The sequence below is a fragment of the Luteimonas sp. MC1828 genome (assembly GCF_016461615.1).
GTDB lineage: Bacteria > Pseudomonadota > Gammaproteobacteria > Xanthomonadales > Xanthomonadaceae > Luteimonas.
On record NZ_JAEMNY010000001.1, the window covers coordinates 665217 to 687888 of the forward strand.

Below are 22672 nucleotides of genomic sequence, written 5' to 3' on the forward strand. Positions count from 1 at the left end.
TGACTGCCCACGGAGGCATTGCAGCGCCACCGGCTTATGGGGCGCTTAAGAAGCGCCGGCCTCCCGGTCGCACGCGGTCACTTCTGTGGCGGCTTGTTGGTCTCGGGCCGGAACAGATCCTCGCTCGGAACCACGTGCATGCCGTCGGCGGCACCAACCGCCGCCTCGATCAGCGCCCTCGCGATGTTCGCAGCGGGATTGATCCGCCACCGCCGCGGCAGCATGGGCGCTGCAGCGCGGAGTACAGCTGCCATGGCGCGTTCAGCAGGGCGGAACTCGTCGCGCTCGCCGCCGATCAGCCCGGGGCGCACGAACGTCAGCGACGTAAAACCGACCTGTGCCAGGTCGCGCTCCAGTTCGCCCTTGATGCGGTTGTAGAAGAATTTCGACGCGACATCCGCGCCCATTGCCGAGTTGAGCACACAGGTCGGCGTGCCGTGGCGCCTGGCGATGCGGGCGACGGCGAGCGGATACGCGTAGTCGACCTGGCGGAACGCCTCACGCGACCCGGCCGCCCGCAGCGTGGTCCCCAGCGTGCAGATCACGGCGTCCGCCTGCCACCAGCTGGCGGATTCTGGCAAGTGCTCGAAATCCACGCGGGGAGACAGCAGTCGTGGATGCGCGGGCAGGTCACGCCGCGCGGGAGCAGCCACGGATCCGATCCGGGGGTCGGCCAGCGCGAGCGCCAGGACGTGGCTGCCCACCAGTCCGGTTGCGCCAACAAGCAGCAGCTTCATGGATTACACCTACCTAATGTCATATGAATCCGTAGCTTATGCGATAGATCTCGAGTTGGTTATCACGCGAACCGCACCCCTGCTTGACCTTGGACCTTGCTCAAGGGTCCACACTACGCGCCATCAGGCACACCCGCGCACCCGGGGGCCATCCATCGTGGAGACATTCCCATGCATCGCTCGATCATCCGCAAGCTCCCGCGCACACTGCTCTTCCTGCTGCCGCTGGCGCTGCTCGCATGCAGCAACGCGAGCGTGCCCGCAGGACAGGCTTCACCCCGAGTCGCCGCAGCCGCACCGGCGAGCGCGGCCCTGCCCACGATGCTCGTGCACAAGAGCCCCAGCTGCGGCTGCTGCAGCGCGTGGATCGATCACATGCGCGCCGCCGGCTTCGGCATCGAAGTACGCGACGTCGACGACATGGGCCCGGTCAAGGAGTCACTCGGCGTTCCGTACGGCAAGGGGTCCTGCCATACGGCCGAGATCGGCGGTTACTTCATCGAGGGCCATGTGCCCGCGGAAGACGTGAAGCGCCTGCTGGCGGAGAAGCCGGATGCCAAGGGGCTCGTGCTGCCGGGCATGCCTGCCGGTTCCCCGGGCATGGAAATGCCGGACGGACGTGTGCAGCCGTTCGTCGTCGAACTGGTGGCGCGCGACGGCACCACGTCGATCTACGCCCGCCACGGCGAGTAGATAGCCATGCAGATCGGACAGCTCAGCAAGCGCACCGACACGCCGATCGACACCATCCGCTATTACGAGCGCAACGGCGTGCTGCCGGCGCCGGAGCGCCAGGCATCCGGCTATCGCAGCTTCGGCGACGACGATGTGGCACGGCTGCGTTTCGTGCGGCGTGCAAAGGGCCTCGGTTTCACCCTGCGCGAAATCCGCGACCTGCTGGCGCTGTCGGCGAACCGAGGCGAGGACATGGCGGCCGTCCGCCACGCCGCGACCCTGCGGCTGAGCGAAGTCGAGCGAAAGATCGACGAACTGGAGCGCATCCGCGATGGCCTGCGCGCCCTGGTGGACGCCTGCCCCGGCCACGGCAATGTCACGCACTGCCCGATCCTGTCCTCGCTGTCTGGTGAACATGAATGACGACGCATGACGCCTGCCACGCCGGCGGTGCGTGCGGCAAGCACGCGGGCGGCGAGGCTACGGCCACCAAGGATCCCGTGTGCGGCATGTCCGTCGACCCGGCGCGCACGCCGCACCACGCCCGCCACGATGGCGTCGACCACCACTTCTGTTCCGCGGGCTGTCGTACGAAGTTCGTGGCCGATCCGGTGCGTTACCTCTCCCCTGCCCCGCCCACCGTGCCCGATGCGCCGCCCGGCACCATCTACATCTGCCCGATGGATCCGGAAATCCGCCAAGACGGCCCGGGCACCTGCCCGATCTGCGGCATGGCGCTCGAGCCCGAAATGCCGTCGCTGGAAGATACCGACAACCCCGAGCTCATCGATTTCTCGCGCCGCTTCTGGTGGACGCTGCCACTGACTGCGGCGGTCATGGTGCTGGCGATGTGGGGGCACCACCTGCACGCGCTGTCGACGGATGCGCGCACCTGGCTCGAGTTCGCGCTCACCGCGCCGGTGGTGATGTGGGCAGGTTGGCCGTTCCTCGAGCGCTGCGTGGCGTCGATCCGCAACCGCAGCCCGAACATGTGGACGCTGATCGGCATCGGCGTGTCGGCGGCCTTCGTGTACAGCGCGGTGGCGACCATCGCGCCCGGACTGTTCCCGGAGGGCTTCCGCGCGCACGGCCGGGTCGGCGTGTACTTCGAAGCCGCGGCCACGATCATCTCCCTGACCCTGCTCGGCCAGCTGCTGGAGTTGCGGGCACGCGCCAGGACCTCGTCGGCGATGAAGGCGCTGCTGGGTCTCGCACCCACCACGGCGCGTCGGATGCGCGCCGATGGCGGCGACGAAGACATCCCGCTCGCGCACGTGCACGTCGGCGACCGCCTGCGCGTGCGCCCCGGCGAAAAGGTGCCGGTGGACGGCGAGGTGATCGAGGGCCGCTCGCCGGTGGACGAATCCATGCTCACCGGGGAGCCGGTGCCGGTCGCCAAGGCACCCGGTGACCGCGTGGTCGGCGCCACGCTCAATGGCAACGGCGCGCTGGTGATCCGCGCCACGCAGGTCGGCGCCGACACCGTGCTGGCGCGCATCGTGCAGCTGGTCGCACAGGCGCAGCGTTCGCGCGCGCCGATGCAACGGCTGGCCGACAGGGTCGCCTACTGGTTCGTGCTGGCGGTGCTGGCGATCGCGGTGCTGACGTTCTTCGCCTGGGGAATGTTCGGGCCGGAGCCGTCGTGGACGTTCGCGCTGCTCAACGCGGTGTCGGTGCTGATCATCGCCTGCCCCTGCGCGCTGGGCCTGGCCACGCCGATGTCGATCATGGTCGCGACCGGCAACGCGGCGAAGGCGGGCGTGCTGTTCCGCGATGCCGAGGCCATCGAGCGGCTTGCCGTAGTCGACACGCTCGTCGTCGACAAGACCGGCACGCTCACCGAGGGCCGGCCGGCGTTCCGCGACGTAGCGGCCGCGGAAGGCTTTGCCGCCGATGAGGTGCTGCGCCTGGCCGCGAGCCTGGACCAGGGCAGTGAACACCCGCTCGCCGACGCGATCGTCACCGAGGCACGTGCGCGCGGGCTGAAGCTGTCCACCGCCGAGGGCTTCGCATCCGATACCGGCATCGGCGTGCGTGGCCAGGTCGACGGCCACGCGATCGCGGTCGGCAATACCGTGCTGATGCGCGGTGCGGGCGCGGATCCCGCGCCACTAGCGGCGCGCGCCGATGCGCTGCGGGCAGAGGGCGCGAGCGTGGTCCACGTGGCGGTGGACGGACGGCTTGCGGGTTTCATCGCACTGGCCGATCCGGTCAAGGCCAGCACCCACGACGCCATCGCCGGCTTGCACGTCGCCGGCATCCGCATCGTCATGGCCACCGGCGACGGTGAAGCGACCGCGCATTCGGTGGCGCGCGCGTTGGCGATCGATGAAGTCCACGGCGAGATGCGACCCGCCGACAAGTCCGCACTGGTCGCGCGCCTGCAGGGCGAAGGCCGTCGCGTGGCGATGGCTGGCGACGGCATCAACGACGCGCCGGCGCTGGCGTCCGCCGACGTCGGCATCGCCATGGGCACCGGCACCGACGTCGCCATGTCGAGCGCACAGGTGACGCTGGTCGGTGGCGACCTGCGCGGCATCGTGCGTGCACGGCGCATCGCGCAGGCCTCGGTGGCCAACATGAAGCAGAACCTCGGCTTCGCGTTCCTCTACAACGCCATCGGCGTGCCGGTGGCGGCCGGCGTGCTGTATCCGTTTACCGGCCTGCTGCTGAGTCCGATGCTGGCGGCGCTGGCAATGAGCCTGAGCTCGGTGTCGGTCGTCGCGAATGCACTGCGCCTGGGCGCGCGGCGCTTCCATTGAATCCCGGGAACCGTAGATGACACGAGACACACTGCTCGATCCCGCGCGCCGCCAGTTCGTCTCCGGCATCGCCGCCGGCGGCTCGTTGCTGGCCTTCAACAGTTGGGCCGGCAACGGCCCCGCAATCGGGCGCGCGACGCCCGGCACCGAGCTGCGCGGCCGTGACTTCGACCTCGCCATCGGCTCCACCGAGGTCGACTTCACCGGCCGCGTGCGGCGTGCCATCACCGTCAATGGCCAGCTTCCCGCGCCGGTCCTGCGCTGGCGCGAAGGCGACACGGTCACCCTGCGCGTCGCCAACCGCCTGCCCGATGCCATGACCTCGATCCACTGGCACGGCATCCTGCTGCCGGCCAACATGGACGGCGTGCCGGGGCTCAGCTTCGACGGCATCGCGCCAGGCGAGGCCTGGCTCTACCGCTTCACGCTGCGCCAGTCGGGCAGCTACTGGTACCACAGCCATTCGCTGTTCCAGGAGCAGGCCGGGCTGTACGGCGCGATCATCATCGATCCGATCGAACCCCTGCCCTACCGCTACGACCGCGAGCACGTGGTGCTGCTGTCGGACTGGACCGACCACGACCCCGCTGCGCTGTACCGGCGGATGAAAAAACTCGCCGAGTTCGACAACTTCTACAAGCCGACAGTCGGCGACTTCGTGCGCGACGTGCGCAGCGACGGCCTGGCTGCCACCCTGCGCGACCGCGCCGCCTGGGGCCGGATGCGCATGACGCCCACCGACATCTCCGACATCAATGCGCACACCTACACCTATCTCTGCAACGGCAGCACGCCGGCGGCGAACTGGACCGGGCTGTACCGCAGCGGCGAAAAGGTGCTGCTGCGCTTCATCAACGCCTCGGCGATGACCTATTTCGACGTGCGCATTCCGGGGCTCAAGATGACCGTGCTGGCCGCCGACGGCCTGCCGATCCATCCGGTGAGCGTGGACGAATTCCGCATCGCGGTGGCCGAAACCTTCGACGTGATCGTGGAGCCGTCCGGCCAGGATGCGTGGACCATCTTCGCGCAGGACATGGGGCGCACCGGATACGCGCGCGGCACGCTCGCCGTGCGCCCGGGCCTGGCCGCGCCGGTCCCGGCCAACGATCCGCGCCCGCTGCTGACCATGGACGACATGGGCCACGGCGGCCATGCCGGCGGCGGCAAGGGCATGGAGGGCGGCTGCGGCGCGATGATGGCCGAGGGCGGCTGCGGCGCGCACATGGGCCATGGCGCAGGCGCCATGGCGATGCAGGCGCATCCGCCGCGCGAGGACGGCAGTCCGATCGTCGACATGCAGACCATGACGCCGGCGCCGAAACTCGACGACCCCGGCATCGGCCTGCGTGACAACGGCCGGCGCGTGCTCACCTACGCGGACCTGCATTCGATCGGCGGCGATCCGGATGGCCGCGAGCCTTCGCGCGAGGTCGAGCTGCACCTCACCGGGCACATGGAGAAGTTCGCCTGGTCGTTCGACGCGCAGCCGTTCAGCGGCGCGGAGCCGCTGCGGCTCAACTACGGCGAGCGCATGCGCATCGTGCTGGTCAACGACACCATGATGACCCACCCCATCCACCTGCACGGCATGTGGAGCGATGTCGAAGACGCCGACGGGAACTTCCAGGTGCGCAAGCACACCGTCGACATGCCGCCGGGTACGCGGCGCAGCTATCGCGTGCGGGCCGATGCGCTCGGGCGATGGGCCTTCCACTGCCACCTGCTGTACCACATGGAGGCGGGCATGATGCGCGAGGTGCGCGTGGAGGAGTCCGCATGAGCCGCCTGGCGCCGATGGCAGCCATCGCGACGCTGCTGCTGGCGGCTGGCGCGGATGCAGCTGCACAGCAGCACGCGCAGCACGCACAACAAGCGCAGCACCCGCAGCAGCCACAGCAGCATGGGGAGCCCGCGCCGGCTGGCCAGGCGACGCCGCCACATCACGCGCTCAGCCATGGCGACGACGCCAGCCAGCCGCACGTCCCCGTTCCCGCACTCACCGAGGCGGATCGCGCAGCCGCTTTCCCCGACCTCGCGCACGGCATGGAACACGCCTCGCCTCGCAACTGGCGCGTGCTGCTCGACCACTTCGAGTTCACCGACGGCGACGCTGGCCGCGGCCAGCGTTTCGAAGGAGAAGCCTGGTATGGCACCGACACCGACCGGCTGTGGCTGCGCGCCGGCGCGGAACGCGGACGCGGGCGCACCCACCACGCCGACGTCGAGCTGCTGTACGGCCGCAGCATCGGCCCATGGTGGGACGTGGTCGCGGGCGTGCGCCAGGACATCCAGCCCGGACCGTCGCGCACTTGGGGCGCCATCGGCATCCAAGGCCTCGCACCCGGCCGCTTCGAGGTCGCCGCGACCGCCTATGTCGGCGCATCCGGCCGCACCGCAGCCCACCTGCAGCTCGAATACGACCTGCTGCTGACCAACCGCCTGGTACTGCAACCGGTGCTCGGTGCCTGGCTGCATGGCGAGGACGACGCGGCGCGCGGAATCGGCTCGGGGCTGTCGTCGACCGAAACCGGCCTGCGCCTGCGCTACGAAATCCATCGCCAGTTCGCGCCCTACATCGGCATCGTCCAGGAACGGCGCCACGGGCACAGCGCAGATCTGCGCCGCGCGGCAGGTGCGGATGTCGACGACACGCAGTGGGTTGTGGGCGTCCGCTGGTGGTTCTGAAGAATTCGCATCACACAGGTGTTGACGGTATCCGTCGCCACCCCTAGAATCTCGCGCTCACCAAGACGTGGGGCCATAGCTCAGCTGGGAGAGCGCCTGCATGGCATGCAGGAGGTCGGCGGTTCGATCCCGCCTGGCTCCACCAATCACAAGGTCCTTCGGGACCAGCGGTCAAAGATCCAGGTCCCCATCGTCTAGAGGCCTAGGACACCACCCTTTCACGGTGGACACCGGGGTTCGAATCCCCGTGGGGACGCCAACGTTGCATGAAAAAGCCCGCCATTGGCGGGCTTTTTCTTTATGCGGTGATCGCGCCAGCTGGCGCTGCGCGTTCAGCCGTGGTTGCCGCCGCCATCGCGGTTGGCGATCTCGGTCCAGTCGACCTCGATGCCCTTGCGATGCCCTTTTTCGACAAGCTTGAGGCCGGTCGCGTCGATGGTGAGGGTGTAGGCCTTGTCGCCGATCTGGACTTCGCGCTTCAGGGGCTTGTCGAGCTTGGTCGTCATGGAATCACCTCGGGGTGGTTTCTGGGGACGTGCCCGCCGATGCTAGCACCGCGCACGGCGCCTCGGATGAAGCGAGGACGGGCGCCAGGGTCGCCACACCATGACCCTGCTCGGCCAGGTATTGCAGCCATTTGCCGAGGAACGTGTTCATGCGCACGCGGTGGCCCAGCACCGCCTTGGGAGGCGGAAACATGCCGATGGTGTCCTGCCAGCGGCGCCCGACGTAGCAATGCGTCGCCTCCGCCTGGCGCGCATCGCGATACAGGCGTACGTAGACCGACGGATCCGGCTCGCCGGTCACCGGATCCGGCAGCGCGTCGTACGCCAGGCGCAGTTCGCTGGTGTAGGCATGGCGCGCGATCACGTCCAGCCGCAGGTCCAATCCGTCGCCGATCCGCGAAAGGTACGTGCCCCCGACCAGGTCGCCGGGTTCGAACAGGCGCACCAGGCGCGCGTGGTTCTCGGCATACAGCGCCATCAGCCAGCCGAAGCGGCTGAGCTGCGGAACTTGGAGGTGGCGTGAGGCAAGACTGGACATGTCCCGATCCTACACGCAGCCGCCTGCACCGGGGCCGGGTCAGAACATCCCGCGGCGGATGCCTAGCGTGTTCATCACCTTGCTGGCGATTTCCTCGATCGAGGTGTGCGTGGTGCTCAGCACCGGCACGCGCTCGGCACGGTAAAGCGCCTCCGCCGCCGCCACCTCGCGCCTGCAGGTCTCCAGCTGCGAGTACTTCGAATTGGGGCGCCGCTCCTGGCGGATCTGCTGCAGCCGCACGGGATCGATGGTCAGCGCGAACAGCTTGCTGCGGTGCGCGCGCAGCCGCGGCGGCAGGCGATCATGCTCCAGGTCCTCTTCGGTCAGCGGGTAGTTGGCGGCGCTGACGCCGTAATGCAGGGCCAGGTAGACGCAGGTCGGCGTCTTGCCGGCGCGCGAGACCGCGACCAGGATCACGTCGGCCGCGTCGTAGTTGATGGCGATGCCGTCGTCATGGGTCAGCGCGTAGTTCATGGCGTTGATGCGCCGGTGGTAGCTGTCGAAGTCGACCATGCCGTGCGCCTGCCCGACCCGCGATTGGCGCATCTGGCCCAGTTCAGCCTCGAGCGGCGCGATGAACGGCGCGAACACGTCCAGCACCAGCGCCCCACTCCCGGCGATCGCCTGGGTCAGGTCGGGATCCACGCAGGAATTGACCACGATCGGGCGCAGGCCGCTGGTCACGCCGGCCGCCTGGATGCGCGCGGCGATCTCCGTGGCGCGCTCCACGCTGTCCACGAACGGGATGCGCTCGGTGGAGAAACGGGTGTCGGTGAACTGCGTCAGCAGGCTGTGGCCGATCGTTTCAGCGGTGATTCCGGTGCCGTCTGAGACATAGAAGACCGGGCGCGGCATGGTCATGCGTTGTTCCTGTGGGGAAAGCCGCGGGCATTGCGGCGTGCGGGCTTGCTAAAATAGCCAATGTCGGCCCCCGGCGCCCCTGGCGTCGTGGCTCCCTTCCCCGCGTGACCCCTTCGCATCTCCGGAGTGCCCGTTTTGAGCGCCAATATCCTGTGGCTTGACGACCTGCGCCTGACCGACCTTGCCCAGGTGGGCGGCAAGAACTCTTCGCTTGGCGAGATGATCGGCAACCTGGCGAGGCTCGGCGTTTCGGTGCCGGGCGGTTTTGCCACCACCGCGGATGCCTTCCAGGCGTTCGTCGCGCACAACGACCTGCACCAGCGCATCTTCGACAAACTCGCGACGCTCGACGTCGAGGACGTACCGGCGCTCAACCGCGCCGGCACCGAGATCCGTGGCTGGGTGATCGACGCCCCGCTCCAGGCCGAGCTCGAGCAGGACATCCGCGACGCCTACGCCAAGCTCTGCGCCAGCAACGGTGGTGGCGAAGTCGCGGTGGCGGTGCGCTCATCGGCAACTGCCGAGGACCTGCCCGACGCCAGCTTCGCAGGCCAGCAGGAGACCTACCTCAACGTCACCGGTGCCGACGACGTGGTGGTCAAGGTCAAGGAGGTGTTCGCCAGCCTCTATAACGACCGCGCCATCGCCTACCGCGTGCACCACGGCTTCAAGCACGAGGACGTGTTCCTGTCGGCGGGCGTACAGCTGATGGTGCGTTCGGACATCGGCGCGTCCGGCGTGCTGTTCACGCTCGACACCGAGTCCGGCTTCCGCGACGTGGTGTTCATCACCTCCAGCTACGGCCTGGGCGAGAACGTCGTGCAGGGCGCGGTGAACCCGGACGAGTTCTATGTCTACAAGCCCACGCTGCGCCAGGGCAAGCCGGCGATCCTGCGACGCTCGCTCGGCGCCAAGCAGATCCGGATGGTGTATTCCGACCAGCCCGGCGAACGCGTGCGCAACGAGGACACGCCCGAGTCGCTGCGCAACCGCTTCTCGATCGACGATGCCGACGTGGCGGAGCTTGCCCGCCAGGCGCTGACCATCGAAGAGCACTACGGCCGCCCGATGGACATCGAGTGGGCCAAGGACGGCGCCAGCGGCAAGCTGTTCATCGTCCAGGCGCGCCCGGAAACCGTCAGGTCGCGTGCCAAGGCCACGCAGATCGAACGTTACCTGCTCGGCGCCCGTGGCCCCGTGGTGACCGAAGGCCGCGCCATCGGCCAGAAGATCGGCTCCGGCACCGCGCGCGTGGTGCGCACGCTCGACGACATGAACCGCGTGCAGCCAGGCGACGTGCTGGTCGCCGACATGACCGACCCCGACTGGGAGCCGGTGATGAAGCGCGCCGCTGCAATCGTCACCAATCGTGGCGGCCGCACCTGCCACGCCGCCATCATCGCCCGCGAACTCGGGGTGCCGGCGGTCGTGGGCACCGGCAATGCCCTGGACACGATCCAGGACGGCAGCATCGTCACCATCAGCTGCGCCGAGGGCGACACCGGCTACATCTATGACGGCGCCCTGCCCTTCGAGCGCATCACCACCGACCTCTCGTCGATGCCGGAGGCGCCGCTCAAGATCATGATGAACGTGGCCAACCCGGAGCGCGCGTTCGACTTCGGCCAGCTGCCCAACGCCGGCATCGGCCTGGCACGGCTGGAGATGATCATCGCCGCGCACATCGGCGTGCACCCCAACGCACTTCTGCAGTACGACCAGCAGGACGCGGACATCCGCAAGAAGATCGATGCGCGCATCGCCGGCTACGCGGGCCCGGTCGAGTTCTACGTCGACCGCCTCGCCGAGGGCATCGCCACGCTCACCGCGTCGGTTGCGCCGAACCCGGTGATCGTGCGCATGTCGGACTTCAAGTCCAACGAGTACGCCAACCTGCTCGGCGGCCAGCGCTACGAGCCGGAAGAAGAGAACCCGATGATCGGCTTCCGCGGCGCCAGCCGCTATGTCGATCCGTCGTTCTCCGACGCCTTCGCGCTCGAGTGCAAGGCGGTGCTGCGCGTGCGTGAGGAGATGGGCCTCGACAACCTGTGGGTGATGATCCCGTTCGTACGCACCCTGGACGAAGGCCGGAAGGTGCTCGATGTGCTCGAGGCCAACGGCCTGGTGCGTGGCCGCAACGGGCTCAAGATCATCATGATGTGCGAGGTGCCCTCCAACGCCCTGCTGGCGGACGAGTTCCTGGAAATGTTCGACGGCTTCTCGATCGGCTCCAACGACCTGACCCAGCTCACCTTGGGCCTCGATCGCGACTCGGCCGTGGTTGCCCACCTGTTCGACGAGCGCGACCCCGCGGTCAAGAAGCTGCTGTCGATGGCCATCCAGACCGCGAAGGCCAAGGGCAAGTACATCGGCATCTGCGGCCAGGGCCCGAGCGACCACCCGGATCTTGCCGAGTGGCTCATGCAGGAGGGCATCGAGTCGCTGTCGCTCAACCCCGACACCGTGGTCGACACCTGGCTGAAGCTGGCCAAGTCGAAGGCTGCCGGCTGAGGCGAACGCCTGGCGCGGACATGCAAGGCCGGGCTTCGTGCCCGGCCTTTTTGTTGTTGGTGACCTAAGGAGCACTGCGGTGGCCGTGAGGCCTTCGCGGCTCATGTCCCCCGGCATCCGCCTGGCGGCGGATACCTCCTCCTTTACTTCCCCGCGAAGGCCTCACGGCCACTGCGGGGCTCCGCGCTGGTTGCCGGTACAGGAAGCATGCGCGAGATCGCGGGCTGTGGCTCTGCTTCTCGAACCACGGCGTATTGCGGCGTACCGGGTGCCAAGGCCCTTGAGGGGGAAGTCAAGGAGGAGGCGATGGCCGCAAGGCCATCGCCGGGGGACATGAGCCCTCAAGGGCCTTGGCACCCGGCACCTGTAGAGGCGCCGCGCCCTTGTCTCTCCGGCGGATGAACCGATGCGAGGGCGTTGGGAATCAGGCGCGGGGGGCGAAGGCGCCCATCGACTGGCGATAGTGGCGGAGCTCGGCGATCGAGTCCTGCACGTCGGATAGCGCGGTGTGCGTGCCGGCCTTGCGGATGCCCGCGAGGACCTCCGGAGCCCAGCGTCGCGCCAGCTCCTTGATCGTGCTCACGTCGAGGTTGCGGTAGTGGAAGTAGCGCTCCAGGCGTGGCATGCAGCGGTGCAGGAAACGGCGGTCCTGGCAGATCGAATTGCCGCAGATCGGCGACTGGTTCGGCCCGACCCATTCGCCGAGGAACGCCAGCGTGCGTTCTTCGGCCTCGGCCATGTCCACGCCTTCTTCGAGCACCCGGCGCCACAGGCCGGAGCGACCGTGCTGGTTGCGGTTCCAGTCGTCCATGGCTTCGAGCCGCTCGAGCGGATGCGCGATGGCCAGTTCGGGGCCGGTGGCCAGTACTTCGAGGTTGGCATCGGTGACGACAGTCGCGATCTCGAGGATCGAGTCCGCGCCGGTGTCGAGGCCGGTCATTTCAAGGTCGATCCAGACCAGCCTGTCATTCGCGCCCACGCCTGCTCCCTGCCATGTCTCGAGATGCGCATGATAACGCGCGGTCGCCGGGCTCAAGCCGTCGGGCGGCCGCGCTTGGCGCGGAAATACGCACGCAACCGCGTGCCCGCTTCATCGGCCAGCACTCCGCCATGCACCACCACGCGATGGTTGTGGCGCGGATCGGCCAGCAGGTCGAAGACGCTGCCCGCGGCACCGGTCTTCGGATCCGTGGCGCCGAACACCACGCGTGCCACGCGCGCGTGCACCATCGCCATGGCGCACATCGCACAGGGCTCAAGGGTGACGTACAGCGTGCAGCCGAGCAGGCGATGGTTACCCAGCGCCCTGCCCGCCTGGCGCATGGCGACGATCTCGGCGTGCGCGGTTGGATCGTGATCCCCGATGTTGCGGTTCCAGCCTTCGCCCAGCACCTGGTCCGCGGCGTCCACCAGGACCGCCCCTACCGGAATCTCGTCGAACTCGCGTTCCGCGCGCTCGGCCAGCGCGAGCGCGTGGCGCATCCAGCGCTGGTCGCGGTCGGCCTGGGTGTCGGTTGCGTTGGCAGGCATGTGCGCATTCTAGTGGCCTGCGCCCCCAGCCTGGCGCGGAAGCGAAGCTAGCGCGGCGAATGCCGCGGCTGGCATCACTCCCACTCGATGGTGGCTGGCGGCTTGCCGCTGATGTCGTACACCACGCGCGACACGCCGCGCACCTCGTTGATGATCCGGTTGGACACCCGACCCAGGAATTCGTAAGGCAGGTGCGCCCAGTGCGCGGTCATGAAGTCGATGGTCTCCACCGCGCGCAGCGCGATCACCCACTCGTAGGCGCGCGCGTCGCCCACCACGCCCACCGACTTCACCGGCAGGAACACCGCGAACGCCTGGCTGGTCTTGTCGTACAGGTCCGCCAGGCGCAGTTCCTCGATGAAGATCGCATCCGCGCGCGCCAGCAGGTCGGCGTACTCCGGCCGTACTTCGCCAAGGATGCGCACGCCCAGGCCGGGGCCCGGGAACGGATGCCGGTAGACCATCTCGTGCGGCAGGCCGAGCGCCACGCCGATGCGCCGCACCTCGTCCTTGAACAGCTCGCGCAGCGGTTCCACCAGGCCCATCTTCATGTGCTCGGGCAGGCCGCCGACGTTGTGGTGGCTCTTGATGACGTGCGCCTTGCCGGTCTTGCTGCCGGCGGACTCGATCACGTCCGGATAGATGGTGCCCTGCGCCAGCCACTTGGCGTTGGCGAGCTTGCCGGCCTGCTCGTCGAAGATCTCGACGAACAGGTTGCCGATGATCTTGCGCTTGGCCTCCGGGTCGGTGACGCCGGCCAGCGCCGCGAAATAGCGATCACGCGCATCGACACGGATCACTCGGATCCCCAGGCCGTGCGCGTCGGAGGCGTCGGCGAAAGTCGCCATGACCTGGTCGCCTTCCTGCCAGCGCAAGAGGCCGGTATCGACGAACACGCAGGTCAGCTGGTCACCGATCGCGCGGTGCAGCAGTGCCGCCACCACCGACGAATCGACGCCGCCGGACAGGCCGAGGATGACCTCGTCACCGCCCACGGCCTCGCGCACGCGCGCCACCTGGTCGTCGATGATGTGCTCGGCCGTCCACAGCGTCTCGCAGCCGCAGATCTCCACCACGAACCGGCGCAGCAGCTCCTGGCCGGACTTGGTGTGGGTGACCTCGGGGTGGAACTGCACGCCGTACCAGCGCTTGTCCTCGTTGGCGAACGCGGCCACCGGCACGCGCGCGGTCCTGGCGGTGACGGTGAAGCCGGGAGGCGCGCGCGAGACGTGGTCGCCGTGGCTCATCCACACGTCCAGCCGCGGCGGCAGGCCGGCGTGGTCCTTCAGCTCGCCGAAAAGGCTGTCGGAGGCGACCAGCACGACTTCGGCGTGGCCGAACTCGCGCGCATCGGCCGCCTCGGTCTCGCCGCCCAGCTGCTTGGCCATGGTCTGCATGCCGTAGCAGATGCCCAGCACCGGCACGCCGCTGTCGAAGACCTCCTGCGGCGCGACCGGCGCATCGGCGCCGGTGGTCGACTCCGGCCCGCCGGACAGGATGATGCCCTTCGGCGCGAACGCGGCGATCTCGGCCGGGTCATGGTCCCAGGCCCAGATCTCGCAGTAGGTGCCGAGTTCGCGAACGCGGCGCGCGATCAGCTGCGTGTACTGCGCGCCGAAATCGAGGATCAGGATCTTGTCGCGATGCGGGTCGGTCATGGGGTCTGGCTCGGTGGCGGCGCGGGAACTTCGCCGCCGTGGAAGGTGCATTGCTGGCGTTCGCGGTCCCAGCTGCCGGCGTTGCCGGTGCAGGAATCACGCAGCTGCCAGGCGCGGTACTCGCCATAGGCGAACACGCCGGCGGCGACCAGCAGCAGCACCAGGAGTCCGGTGCCGAGGCGGCGCCGGCGCGGTGGCTTGCCGGAAGGTGCGGCCATGTCAGCCGGTCCTGTAGTTGGGCGGTTCCTTGGTGATCTGCACGTCGTGGACGTGGCTCTCGCGCTGGCCGGCGCCGGTGATCTTCACGAACTCCGGCCGGGTGCGCATGTCTTCGACCGTGCCGCAGCCGACGTAGCCCATGGTGGCGCGCAGGCCGCCGATGAGCTGGTGGATCACGCCGCTCAGCGGGCCCCGGTACGGCACGCGACCCTCGATGCCTTCCGGCACCAGCTTGTCGGCGTCGGCGGCCTCCTGGAAATAGCGGTCGCTGGATCCCTTCTCCATCGCCGCCAGGCTGCCCATGCCGCGATAGCTCTTGTAGCTGCGGCCCTGGTAGAGCTCGGTCTCGCCCGGGGTTTCCTCGGTGCCGGCGAACAGGCCGCCGATCATCACCGTGGACGCGCCCGCGGCAAGCGCCTTGCCGATATCGCCGGAGTAGCGGATGCCGCCATCGGCGATCAGCGGAATGCGGTCCTGCAGCGCGGAGGCGACCATGTCGATCGCGGTGACCTGCGGCACGCCCACGCCTGCGACCACGCGGGTGGTACAGATCGAACCCGGGCCCACGCCGACCTTCACCGCGTCGGCACCGGCGTCCATCAGTGCCAGTGCAGCATCTCCGGTGACGATGTTGCCGCCGACGACCTCGATCTGCGGGTAGCGCTTCTTGGCCCAGGCCACGCGGTCGAGAACGCCCTGCGAGTGCCCGTGCGCGGTGTCGACGATGATCACGTCGACGCCCGCCGCGGCCAGCGCCTCGATGCGCGCCTCGGTGTCGCCGCCCACGCCGACCGCCGCGCCGACCAGCAGGCTTTCCGACGCATCCTTGGCGGCATTGGGATTGTCGCGCGCCTTCTGGATGTCCTTGACGGTGATCAGCCCGCGCAGCTGGAAGTCGTCGTTGACCACCAGCACCTTCTCGATGCGGTGCTTGTGCAGCAGCTGCAGGACTTCATCGTCGCTGGCGCCTTCGCGCACGGTGACCAGGCGTTCCTTGCGCGTCATGACGTTGCGCACGGGATCGTCGAGCTTGGTCTCGAAGCGCATGTCACGCCCGGTGACGATGCCGACCAGGTGGTCGCCGTCGACCACCGGCACGCCGGAGATGTTGCGCGCGCGGGTGAGGCGCAGCACCTCGCCGATCGAGGTCTCCGGGCCGACCGTGAACGGCTCGCGGATTACCCCGGCCTCGAAGTTCTTGACCTTGGCGACCTCGATCGCCTGGCGCTCGAGGCTCATGTTCTTGTGGATGATGCCGATGCCGCCGAGCTGGGCCATGGCGATGGCGAGCCTGGCTTCGGTCACGGTGTCCATGGCGGCCGACACGATCGGCATGTTGAGGCGCAGCGTGCGCGTCAGCCGGGTGGCGAGCGAGACGTCCTTGGGCAGGACGATGGAATGGGCGGGGACCAGCGAAATATCGTCGTAGGTCAGCGCTTCAGCCTGGATGCGCAGCATGGGCGGGCCAGTTGGGAGTGAAGCGCGCCATTGTACGCCGCCGCGGGCCCGCGGGTCGCCCCGCGCGGGCGGAACGCCCTATTCCGCGGCGTCGGCAGCCTCGGCCGCTTCCAGGGTGTTCTGCATCAGCGTGGCCACGGTCATGGGGCCAACGCCGCCAGGCACGGGCGTGATCCAGCTCGCGCGCGTGGCAGCTTCGGCAAAGCCGACATCGCCGACCAGGCGGCCGTCGTCGAGCCGGTTGATGCCGACGTCGATCACCACCGCGCCCGGCTTGATCCAGTCGCCCGGGATCATGCCGGGCTTGCCCACGGCGACCACCAGGATGTCGGCTTCGCCCACGTGGCGGCGCAGCACCTCGGGCGGGGTGAACTTGTGGCAGCTGGTGACCGTGCAACCGGCGATCATCAGCTCCAGCGCCATCGGTCGGCCGACGTGGTTGCTGACGCCGACGATCGTCGCGCTCTGCCCGCGCACCGGGCGATCGGTCCACGCCAGCAGCGTGGTGATGCCGCGCGGCGTGCACGGGCGCAGCCCGAACTGGCGCAGCGCCAGGTGGCCGACGTTTTCCGGATGGAACCCGTCCACATCCTTCCGCGGGTCGATGCGATGGATCAGGCGCGTGGCATCGGGGATGCCGGGCAGCGGCAGCTGCACGAGGATGCCGTTGACCGACGGGTCGGCGTTGAGCCGGTCGATCAAAGCCAGCAGTTCGGCTTCGCTGGTGCCTTCCAGCAGGTCGAAGTCAAGCGCTCGAATCCCGACGATGCCGGCCGCGCGGCGCTTGTTGCGCACGTACGAGCGCGATGCCGGGTTGTCGCCCACCAGCACGACGGCCAACCCGGGCGGCGCGTGCCCGGCGGCGATGCGGCGGTCGACGCGCACCTTGAGCGCATCGAGGAGCTCATCGGCGATCCGCTTGCCGTCGAGGATGCGGGCCTGGCTGGAAGTCTCTGACATGCCTGTGCCGTGGGCGTGGGGCCGTCATTGTCCCCGATTCGGGGGTGCGCCTGCAGGGCAGCGCGGCACACCGGATCCAACCACGCAGTTGATGCAGCACTGCGGCGACGCAGGTGCCGCGGCAGGCGGCGGGACCGGGCGTGCCGGCAGCAGTCGCGCCAACTCCGTCGCCGGACGCAGCTGCAGCAGCACCGCCCAGTCCTGGCGGTTGGCATTGCAGGCCGCCGGGGTGTCCGGTGTGCACGTGGCGCCATCGGCTGCACGCGCCGGCAGCTCGGCGAACTGCCCGCCGGGGGTGAGCGGCAGCAGCCGCATCGTCACTCCGTCCAGTACGTTGCCACCGACGAGATAGGCGGTTGCGTCGCCCTGCTGCACCGCCACCACGATGTCGCAGTGCATGCCGAGCCCGGCGTCGTCGCCACTCAGCAGGCTGGCGAGCCCGGGGAACCCGTAGCTGCGCGCAGCCACCCGCACGTAGCAGAGAAGGTCACCCTGCCCTGGCCGCACCGCACGCGGATCGGCAACCCGGTAGGCGCTGCCTTCGGGATCGCGATAGGCGTCGCGCACGTAGCCGACATGGCTCGCAGAACCACGGAACCCCGGCAGCGCGGCGCGGCCGAGCACCCACGACACGAAGGCGGCCGACCACGGGGTGTCGACGATGAAGCCGCGGCAGGCGGGCGCCGCGTACGGGCCGCCGGCACGCACGCAGTCGTTCGCGCCGGGGCGCTGCAGCGCCTGGTACAGCAGGCCGCTGCCGCGCCAGTAGTCCACCACGCGCAGCCACGCCGGCTGGCCATTGGCGAGCAGCGCCGCCTCGGCCTCGCGCACCTGCGAGCCGGCCAGGCGCCCGTCGCGATCGATGAAGGGCCGGAACCAGAGCTGGTGTTCGTCGCAGGCGATCGCGGCGACGCGGGTGACGGCGGCGGGCGCGCCCGTCTGCGCCCGCAGCAGCGGACAGGGATCGGCGGCATGCGCGGGCCAGGCCGCGCCCAGCAGCCAGAAGACCATTGCGCAACCCAGCACTCGCCAACTTGAAGGACTGGCCATCGATCGTCGCTCCCCGGATCAAGTACCCAGCCTAGGACATCGCGGCCGCCAGGCGCTCACGCGCTGGCGACAGCGGCGCGGCATCAGCCGCCGGCGCAGAACGCCGCGTAGTCGATGTAGCCGGGGAACGGCGTGCCCGGCGCGCATACCGCGCAGCCAGGATCCGCCGGCAGCCTGGTTTCGCGGAACCGCATGCCCAGGGCGTCGAAATGCAGCAGGCGGCCGGCGAGCGGCTCGCCGACGTGCAGCAGGAGCTTCAGCGCCTCGGTTGCCTGCAGCATGCCGATCACGCCGGGGAGTACGCCGAGCACGCCGGCCTCGCTGCAGTTGGGTGCGGACTCCGGCGGTGGCGGCTCGGGGAACAGGCAGCGGTAGCACGGCGCCTGTCCGCGGTGGCGGCCCGCGTCGAACACGCTCACCTGGCCTTCGAAGCGGTGCACGGCGCCGTAGACCAGCGGTATGCCGAGCTTCACGCAGGCGTCGTTGAGCAGGTAGCGCACGGCGAAGTTGTCGGCGCCGTCCACCACCAGGTCAATGCCCTCGAGCAGGCGCTCGACATTGGCCGACGTCACCCGCTCGCGGATCGCCTCGACCTTGATGCGCGGGTTCAGCGCCGACAGGCGGGTCTCGGCCGAGTCGACCTTGGCCATGCCGATGTCGGCGTCGGTATGCAGGATCTGGCGCTGCAGGTTGCTGCGCTCGATGATGTCGTCGTCTGCGATGCGCAGGTGGCCGATGCCGGCCGCGGCCAGGTAGAACGCCGCGGGCGATCCCAGCCCGCCGGCGCCCAGCATCAGCACGCGGGAAGCCTCGAGGCGGCGCTGTCCACGCGAGCCCACTTCCGGCAGGAGCAGATGGCGCGAGTAGCGTTCGTGGAAATCGCGGTCGACCTCGTGCGCCGCGGGACGCGTGACCGGCAGGCCTTCGGCGATCCAGCGCAGCGTGCCGCCGCGAACCGTGGTGACGTTGCGATAGCCGAGCCGCTGCAGCGCCTCGGCGGCGAGCATCGAGCGGCCACCGGTCTGGCAGATCAGCAGCAGCTCGGTATCGCGGTCCGGGAAGTGGAAGCCCGGATCGTCCTCGAGTTCGGCGCGGGGGATCCCGACTGCGCCGTCGGCCATGCCGGCTGCGTACTCGTGTTCTTCGCGCACATCGACCAGGCGGGCACCGGCAGTGAGTCGCCGCTGCGCTTCGCGCGGCGTGGTTTCGTTGGCAGGCATGCCGTGATTATCGCCCAACACCGCCGCCTCGCCGACTGCGGGAAACCCGAGGTGGACATGATGCGCGCTTCGCGCGGTTCAGCACGGAAGCACGTCGACGAACGCTCCCGCGGGGTAGTCCCGAGCGCCCTCGTTGAGCACCAGCAGGACATCGGCATCCGCCGCCGCGCGCATCCGGTGCGAGCCGTCCGCGGGGCTCGGCTCGACCTCCGGAACACCGTCCGCGCCCTGCCCCAGCCGCCCGCGCAGGAACTCGAGGCGCTCGTGGCCCTTGTGCCACGGCGTCGCCAGCCTTGCGCGCCAGCGCGGGCGTGCGGCGGTCCTGCCCTGCATGGCGTCGACCAGCGGGCGGCCGAGCGTCAGCCATGTCGCCAGCACCGAGACCGGGTTGCCGGGGAGGCACAGGAACAGCGCTTCGCCGAGGCCGCCGCCTTCGGCCAGCAGCACCGGCATGCCCGGCTTCATGCGGACCTTCCAGAACGCGATGCGCGCCTCGGCCTGCAGCAGCGCCGGAATATGGTCCTTCTCGCCCACCGACACCGCGCCGCAGGTCAGCACCAGGTCGAAGGCATGCCCGGCGTGGCGCAGTGCGGATTCGACCTGCTCCGGATCATCGGGCAGCGTGGGCCACGCGACCGGCTCCAGGCCTTCGGCGCGCAGCAGGCCCATCAGCAATTCGCGGTTGCTGTTGTGGATTTGCCCGGGCGCCAGCGGCAGTCCCGGCTCGACCAGCTCGTCACCGGTGGTGAATACGGCCACGGTCGGGCGGCGTGCGACTTGCAGCGTCGGCACACCTTGCGACGCGGCAAGCGCGACGCGCGCAGGGGTGAGCACCTCGCCCGCACGCAGCAGGAGGTCGCCGGGCACGCAGTCTTCGCCGGCCAGGCGCACGTGGCGGCCTGCCGCAGGCGCGACCAGCACATCAACCTTGTCACCGTCGACACGCGCGTCCTCCTTCATGGCCACGGTGTCCGTACCGGAAGGCAGTGGCGCGCCGGTGGTGATGCGGACGCACTCACCAGCGCCGACCAGGAACGGCTGCGCGCGGCCGGCAAACTGCTCGCCCACCAGCCGCAGCCGGGTGATGCCGTCGGGGACGAGGTCCACATGGCGCAGCGCGTAGCCGTCCATCGCCGAATTGTCGAACGGTGGCTGGGCAATGCCGGCCACCAGGTCCGCGGCCAGCACATGGCCGTGCGCGCGCGCAAGCGACACGTCCTGCGCGCCCGTGGCACGGGCGACGCCCAGCGTGCGGACGATCGCCAGCGCTTCGGCGTGGCTGATCCGGCTCGGGAACGGGGCCGGATCGCTCATGGCGATGCGACGATGCCGGCGGCGGCCAGGTCCGCCGGCGTGTTGAGGTTGCCGAAGCGCACCCCTTCGAACCGCACACCGGCCATGCCGAGGCCTGCCTGCAGGTCCTGCACCGCATGCGCGCCGGACGCGATGACTGCCGGCAGCGCCGCGCGCAGGGCGGCTACGCGCCACAGCGCGACCAGCGGCTGCGCGCCATCATCGTCTTCGGCAAATGCGCCTTCAGCGCCCGCCGCACGCAGGCTGCGAAGCAGGCAGTCGTTCACCGAGAGCAGGTCGACCGGCAGCGTCAGCAGCCACGGCGTGGCGCATGCCTCGGCCAAGGCATCAAGGCCGCCGAGCGGTCCGATGCCGGTGAACCGGTCGGCGACGGCATCCATGTCGTGCGCCGCATAGCGGTCGTGATCGCGGTTGGCGCTGGCCAGCACCGCGTCCACTTCGCCACGGACGCGTTCCGCCAGCCGCAGCACCTGTGGCATGCCGCCGCGTTCGAGCCAGGCCTTGTCGATCCCGCCGAGGCGCGTGGCGCGTCCACCGGCCAGGAGCCCGAGCGTCGTCGCCCCGGCGTTCACTTCCCGCGCTTGACGTGGCGGATCATCCGCCGCTTCTTGACCACCTGCCGCGCGCTCAGCACGTTCTTGCGGTCCTTGTAGGGATTCTCGCCTTCCTTGAACACCAGTTGCACGGGCGTTCCGACCAGCTTGAAGCGCTTGCGGAAGAAGTTCTCCAGGTAGCGCTTGTAGCTGTCGGGCAACGTGCGCAGGCGCGTGCCGTGGATGACGATGGTCGGCGGGTTTTCACCACCGGGATGCGCGAAGCGCAGCTTGGCGGCATGTCCGCGCACCACCGGCGGCGGATTGGATTCGTACGCCACCTCGACCGCACGCGTGACTTCGGCGGTGCTGAACTGGCGCGTGGCAGAGGCGTGCGCGCGATGGATGGCGCGGAACAGCTCGCGCAGGCCGGAGCCGTGCAGCGCGCTGATGCGCACCGCCTCCGCCCACTCCACGAACGCCAACTTGCGCGACAGCAGCGACTCGACCTGCTCGCGCTGGTAGTCGCTCTGCCCATCCCACTTGTTCACCGCCACCACCAGGGCACGGCCGGCATCGAGCACGGCACCCAGCACGCTGGCGTCCTGGTCGGTCACGCCTTCGTTGGCGTCGATCATCACCACGGCGACCTGGCATTGCTCGATCGACTGCAGGGTCTTGATGATCGAGAAGGTCTCCACCGCTTCGTCGACGCGCGACTTGCGGCGGATGCCGGCGGTGTCGACCAGCCGGTAGCGGCGGCCGTCGCGCTCGAGGTCGGCGGCAATCGAATCGCGCGTGGTGCCGGCGACTTCGGAGGCGATCATCCGCTCCTCGCCCAGGATGCGGTTGACCAGCGTCGACTTGCCGACGTTGGGGCGCCCGACGAAGGCGACGCGGACACGCTCCGGATCATTGTCCGGCACGGGGGCTTCGCCCTGCTCGGGCAACTTCGCCAGGATCTCGTCCACCAGGTCGTCGATGCCGTGGCGGTGCGCCGACGACACCGCGAAGACATCGCTGAAGCCGTAGCGCGAGAACTCCGCGAGCGATTCGCGCGCGTCGATGCCGTCGGTCTTGTTGACCACCAGGAACGTTGGACGCGACGCCTTGCGCAGCCAGGCGAGAATCTCGTCGTCGAGCGCCGAAGGGCCTTCGCGGCCATCGACGACGAACAGCACCAGGTCGGCCTCCTCGGCGCCGGCGCGGGCCTGGCGCGCGGTGGCGCCGGCCAGGTTGCCGGTTTCGAGATGGACATTGCCGGCAGAGATGCCGCCGGTATCGACCAGCGCGAAGGGACGGTCCTCGTCCAGCCGGCAGACCCCGTAATGGCGATCCCGGGTCACACCCGGCTGGTCATGGACCAGCGCGTCACGCGTGCGCGTCAACGCATTGAAAAGCGTCGACTTCCCGACGTTCGGGCGACCAACCAGAGCGACCAGTGGGAACATG

21 protein-coding genes and 2 tRNA genes are annotated in these 22672 nt (G+C 69.3%); 8 read left to right on the forward strand and 15 right to left on the reverse strand.

What is annotated here, in order from left to right:
- Positions 1 to 77 precede the first annotated feature (77 nt).
- Positions 78 to 737 carry an NAD-dependent dehydratase gene (locus tag JHB91_RS03160; protein WP_199471403.1) on the reverse strand — a complete coding sequence of 220 codons (660 nt, stop codon included), beginning with the start codon at positions 735 to 737 and terminating at the stop codon, positions 78 to 80.
- Positions 738 to 1058: 321 nt separating this feature from the next.
- Here JHB91_RS03160 and JHB91_RS03165 point away from each other — a divergent pair, with 321 nt between their 5' ends.
- The 7 genes from JHB91_RS03165 (at position 1059) to JHB91_RS03195 (ending at position 7121) form a co-directional block, all read left to right on the forward strand.
- Positions 1059 to 1430 carry a DUF411 domain-containing protein gene (locus JHB91_RS03165; RefSeq protein WP_199472636.1) on the forward strand — a complete coding sequence of 124 codons (372 nt, stop codon included), beginning with the start codon at positions 1059 to 1061 and terminating at the stop codon, positions 1428 to 1430.
- 6 nt (positions 1431 to 1436) lie between these two features.
- Positions 1437 to 1835, forward strand: coding sequence for a heavy metal-responsive transcriptional regulator (locus tag JHB91_RS03170; protein WP_199471405.1), 399 nt, complete (start codon positions 1437 to 1439; stop codon positions 1833 to 1835).
- Positions 1832 to 4174, forward strand: a complete 2343-nt coding sequence (locus JHB91_RS03175; RefSeq protein ID WP_199471406.1) for a heavy metal translocating P-type ATPase — start codon at positions 1832 to 1834, stop codon at positions 4172 to 4174. Before JHB91_RS03170 ends, JHB91_RS03175 begins: the two co-directional genes overlap by 4 nt.
- 16 nt (positions 4175 to 4190) lie before the next feature.
- Entirely contained in the window at positions 4191 to 5957 is a 1767-nt protein-coding gene (locus JHB91_RS03180; RefSeq protein ID WP_199471408.1) for a copper resistance system multicopper oxidase, read from the forward strand.
- Positions 5954 to 6862 carry a copper resistance protein B gene (locus JHB91_RS03185; RefSeq protein WP_233398504.1) on the forward strand — a complete coding sequence of 303 codons (909 nt, stop codon included), beginning with the start codon at positions 5954 to 5956 and terminating at the stop codon, positions 6860 to 6862. The genes JHB91_RS03180 and JHB91_RS03185 overlap by 4 nt, the downstream gene beginning before the upstream one ends.
- Positions 6863 to 6931: 69 nt before the next feature.
- A tRNA-Ala gene (locus JHB91_RS03190) sits at positions 6932 to 7007 on the forward strand.
- A 38-nt stretch (positions 7008 to 7045) separates the two neighbouring features.
- Positions 7046 to 7121 (forward strand) — tRNA-Glu (locus JHB91_RS03195).
- Positions 7122 to 7194: 73 nt separating this feature from the next.
- Here JHB91_RS03195 and JHB91_RS03200 read toward each other — a convergent pair.
- From JHB91_RS03200 to JHB91_RS03210, 3 genes are read right to left on the reverse strand one after another with little or no spacing between them, the layout of a single operon-like run.
- The gene (locus JHB91_RS03200) at positions 7195 to 7368 is read right to left on the reverse strand and encodes a hypothetical protein (RefSeq protein WP_199372624.1); all 174 of its coding nucleotides are present in this window, start codon (positions 7366 to 7368) and stop codon (positions 7195 to 7197) included.
- Positions 7369 to 7372: 4 nt separating this feature from the next.
- On the reverse strand, positions 7373 to 7906 hold the full coding sequence (locus tag JHB91_RS03205; protein ID WP_199471410.1) for a DUF1249 domain-containing protein: 534 nt from the start codon (positions 7904 to 7906) through the stop codon (positions 7373 to 7375).
- Between the two features lie 39 nt (positions 7907 to 7945).
- The gene (locus JHB91_RS03210; RefSeq protein ID WP_199372622.1) at positions 7946 to 8767 is read right to left on the reverse strand and encodes a pyruvate, water dikinase regulatory protein; all 822 of its coding nucleotides are present in this window, start codon (positions 8765 to 8767) and stop codon (positions 7946 to 7948) included.
- A gap of 135 nt (positions 8768 to 8902) precedes the next feature.
- Here JHB91_RS03210 and ppsA point away from each other — a divergent pair, with 135 nt between their 5' ends.
- Entirely contained in the window at positions 8903 to 11278 is a 2376-nt protein-coding gene (gene ppsA / locus JHB91_RS03215) for a phosphoenolpyruvate synthase (RefSeq protein WP_199471412.1), read from the forward strand.
- 424 nt (positions 11279 to 11702) lie between these two features.
- Here ppsA and orn read toward each other — a convergent pair whose 3' ends face one another.
- The 11 genes from orn to der form a co-directional block, all read right to left on the reverse strand.
- Positions 11703 to 12257: an oligoribonuclease gene (gene orn / locus JHB91_RS03220; protein ID WP_255531436.1), complete on the reverse strand. Its 555-nt coding sequence runs from the start codon at positions 12255 to 12257 to the stop codon at positions 11703 to 11705.
- A gap of 53 nt (positions 12258 to 12310) precedes the next feature.
- Positions 12311 to 12808 (reverse strand): tRNA adenosine(34) deaminase TadA, encoded by a 498-nt coding sequence (gene tadA / locus JHB91_RS03225; RefSeq protein ID WP_199372620.1) that lies wholly within the window; start codon positions 12806 to 12808, stop codon positions 12311 to 12313.
- A 74-nt stretch (positions 12809 to 12882) separates the two neighbouring features.
- Positions 12883 to 14466: a glutamine-hydrolyzing GMP synthase gene (guaA, locus tag JHB91_RS03230; protein ID WP_199471414.1), complete on the reverse strand. Its 1584-nt coding sequence runs from the start codon at positions 14464 to 14466 to the stop codon at positions 12883 to 12885.
- Positions 14463 to 14684: a hypothetical protein gene (locus tag JHB91_RS03235; RefSeq protein ID WP_199372618.1), complete on the reverse strand. Its 222-nt coding sequence runs from the start codon at positions 14682 to 14684 to the stop codon at positions 14463 to 14465. Before JHB91_RS03235 ends, guaA begins: the two co-directional genes overlap by 4 nt.
- Position 14685: 1 nt before the next feature.
- Positions 14686 to 16143: an IMP dehydrogenase gene (gene guaB / locus JHB91_RS03240; RefSeq protein ID WP_199471417.1), complete on the reverse strand. Its 1458-nt coding sequence runs from the start codon at positions 16141 to 16143 to the stop codon at positions 14686 to 14688.
- A 78-nt stretch (positions 16144 to 16221) separates the two neighbouring features.
- Complete coding sequence (gene folD / locus JHB91_RS03245; RefSeq protein WP_199471419.1) at positions 16222 to 17103, reverse strand: bifunctional methylenetetrahydrofolate dehydrogenase/methenyltetrahydrofolate cyclohydrolase FolD; 882 nt, start codon at positions 17101 to 17103, stop codon at positions 16222 to 16224.
- 24 nt (positions 17104 to 17127) lie between these two features.
- Complete coding sequence (locus tag JHB91_RS03250) at positions 17128 to 18114, reverse strand: DUF2272 domain-containing protein (protein WP_199471421.1); 987 nt, start codon at positions 18112 to 18114, stop codon at positions 17128 to 17130.
- A 122-nt stretch (positions 18115 to 18236) separates the two neighbouring features.
- Complete coding sequence (gene moeB / locus JHB91_RS03255; protein ID WP_199471423.1) at positions 18237 to 19373, reverse strand: molybdopterin-synthase adenylyltransferase MoeB; 1137 nt, start codon at positions 19371 to 19373, stop codon at positions 18237 to 18239.
- Positions 19374 to 19451: 78 nt separating this feature from the next.
- Complete coding sequence (gene glp / locus JHB91_RS03260) at positions 19452 to 20687, reverse strand: gephyrin-like molybdotransferase Glp (protein ID WP_199471425.1); 1236 nt, start codon at positions 20685 to 20687, stop codon at positions 19452 to 19454.
- On the reverse strand, positions 20684 to 21259 hold the full coding sequence (locus tag JHB91_RS03265) for an NTP transferase domain-containing protein (RefSeq protein WP_199471427.1): 576 nt from the start codon (positions 21257 to 21259) through the stop codon (positions 20684 to 20686). The genes glp and JHB91_RS03265 overlap by 4 nt, the downstream gene beginning before the upstream one ends.
- Positions 21256 to 22671, reverse strand: coding sequence for a ribosome biogenesis GTPase Der (der, locus tag JHB91_RS03270; protein WP_199372611.1), 1416 nt, complete (start codon positions 22669 to 22671; stop codon positions 21256 to 21258). The genes JHB91_RS03265 and der overlap by 4 nt, the downstream gene beginning before the upstream one ends.
- Position 22672: the final 1 nt, after the last annotated feature.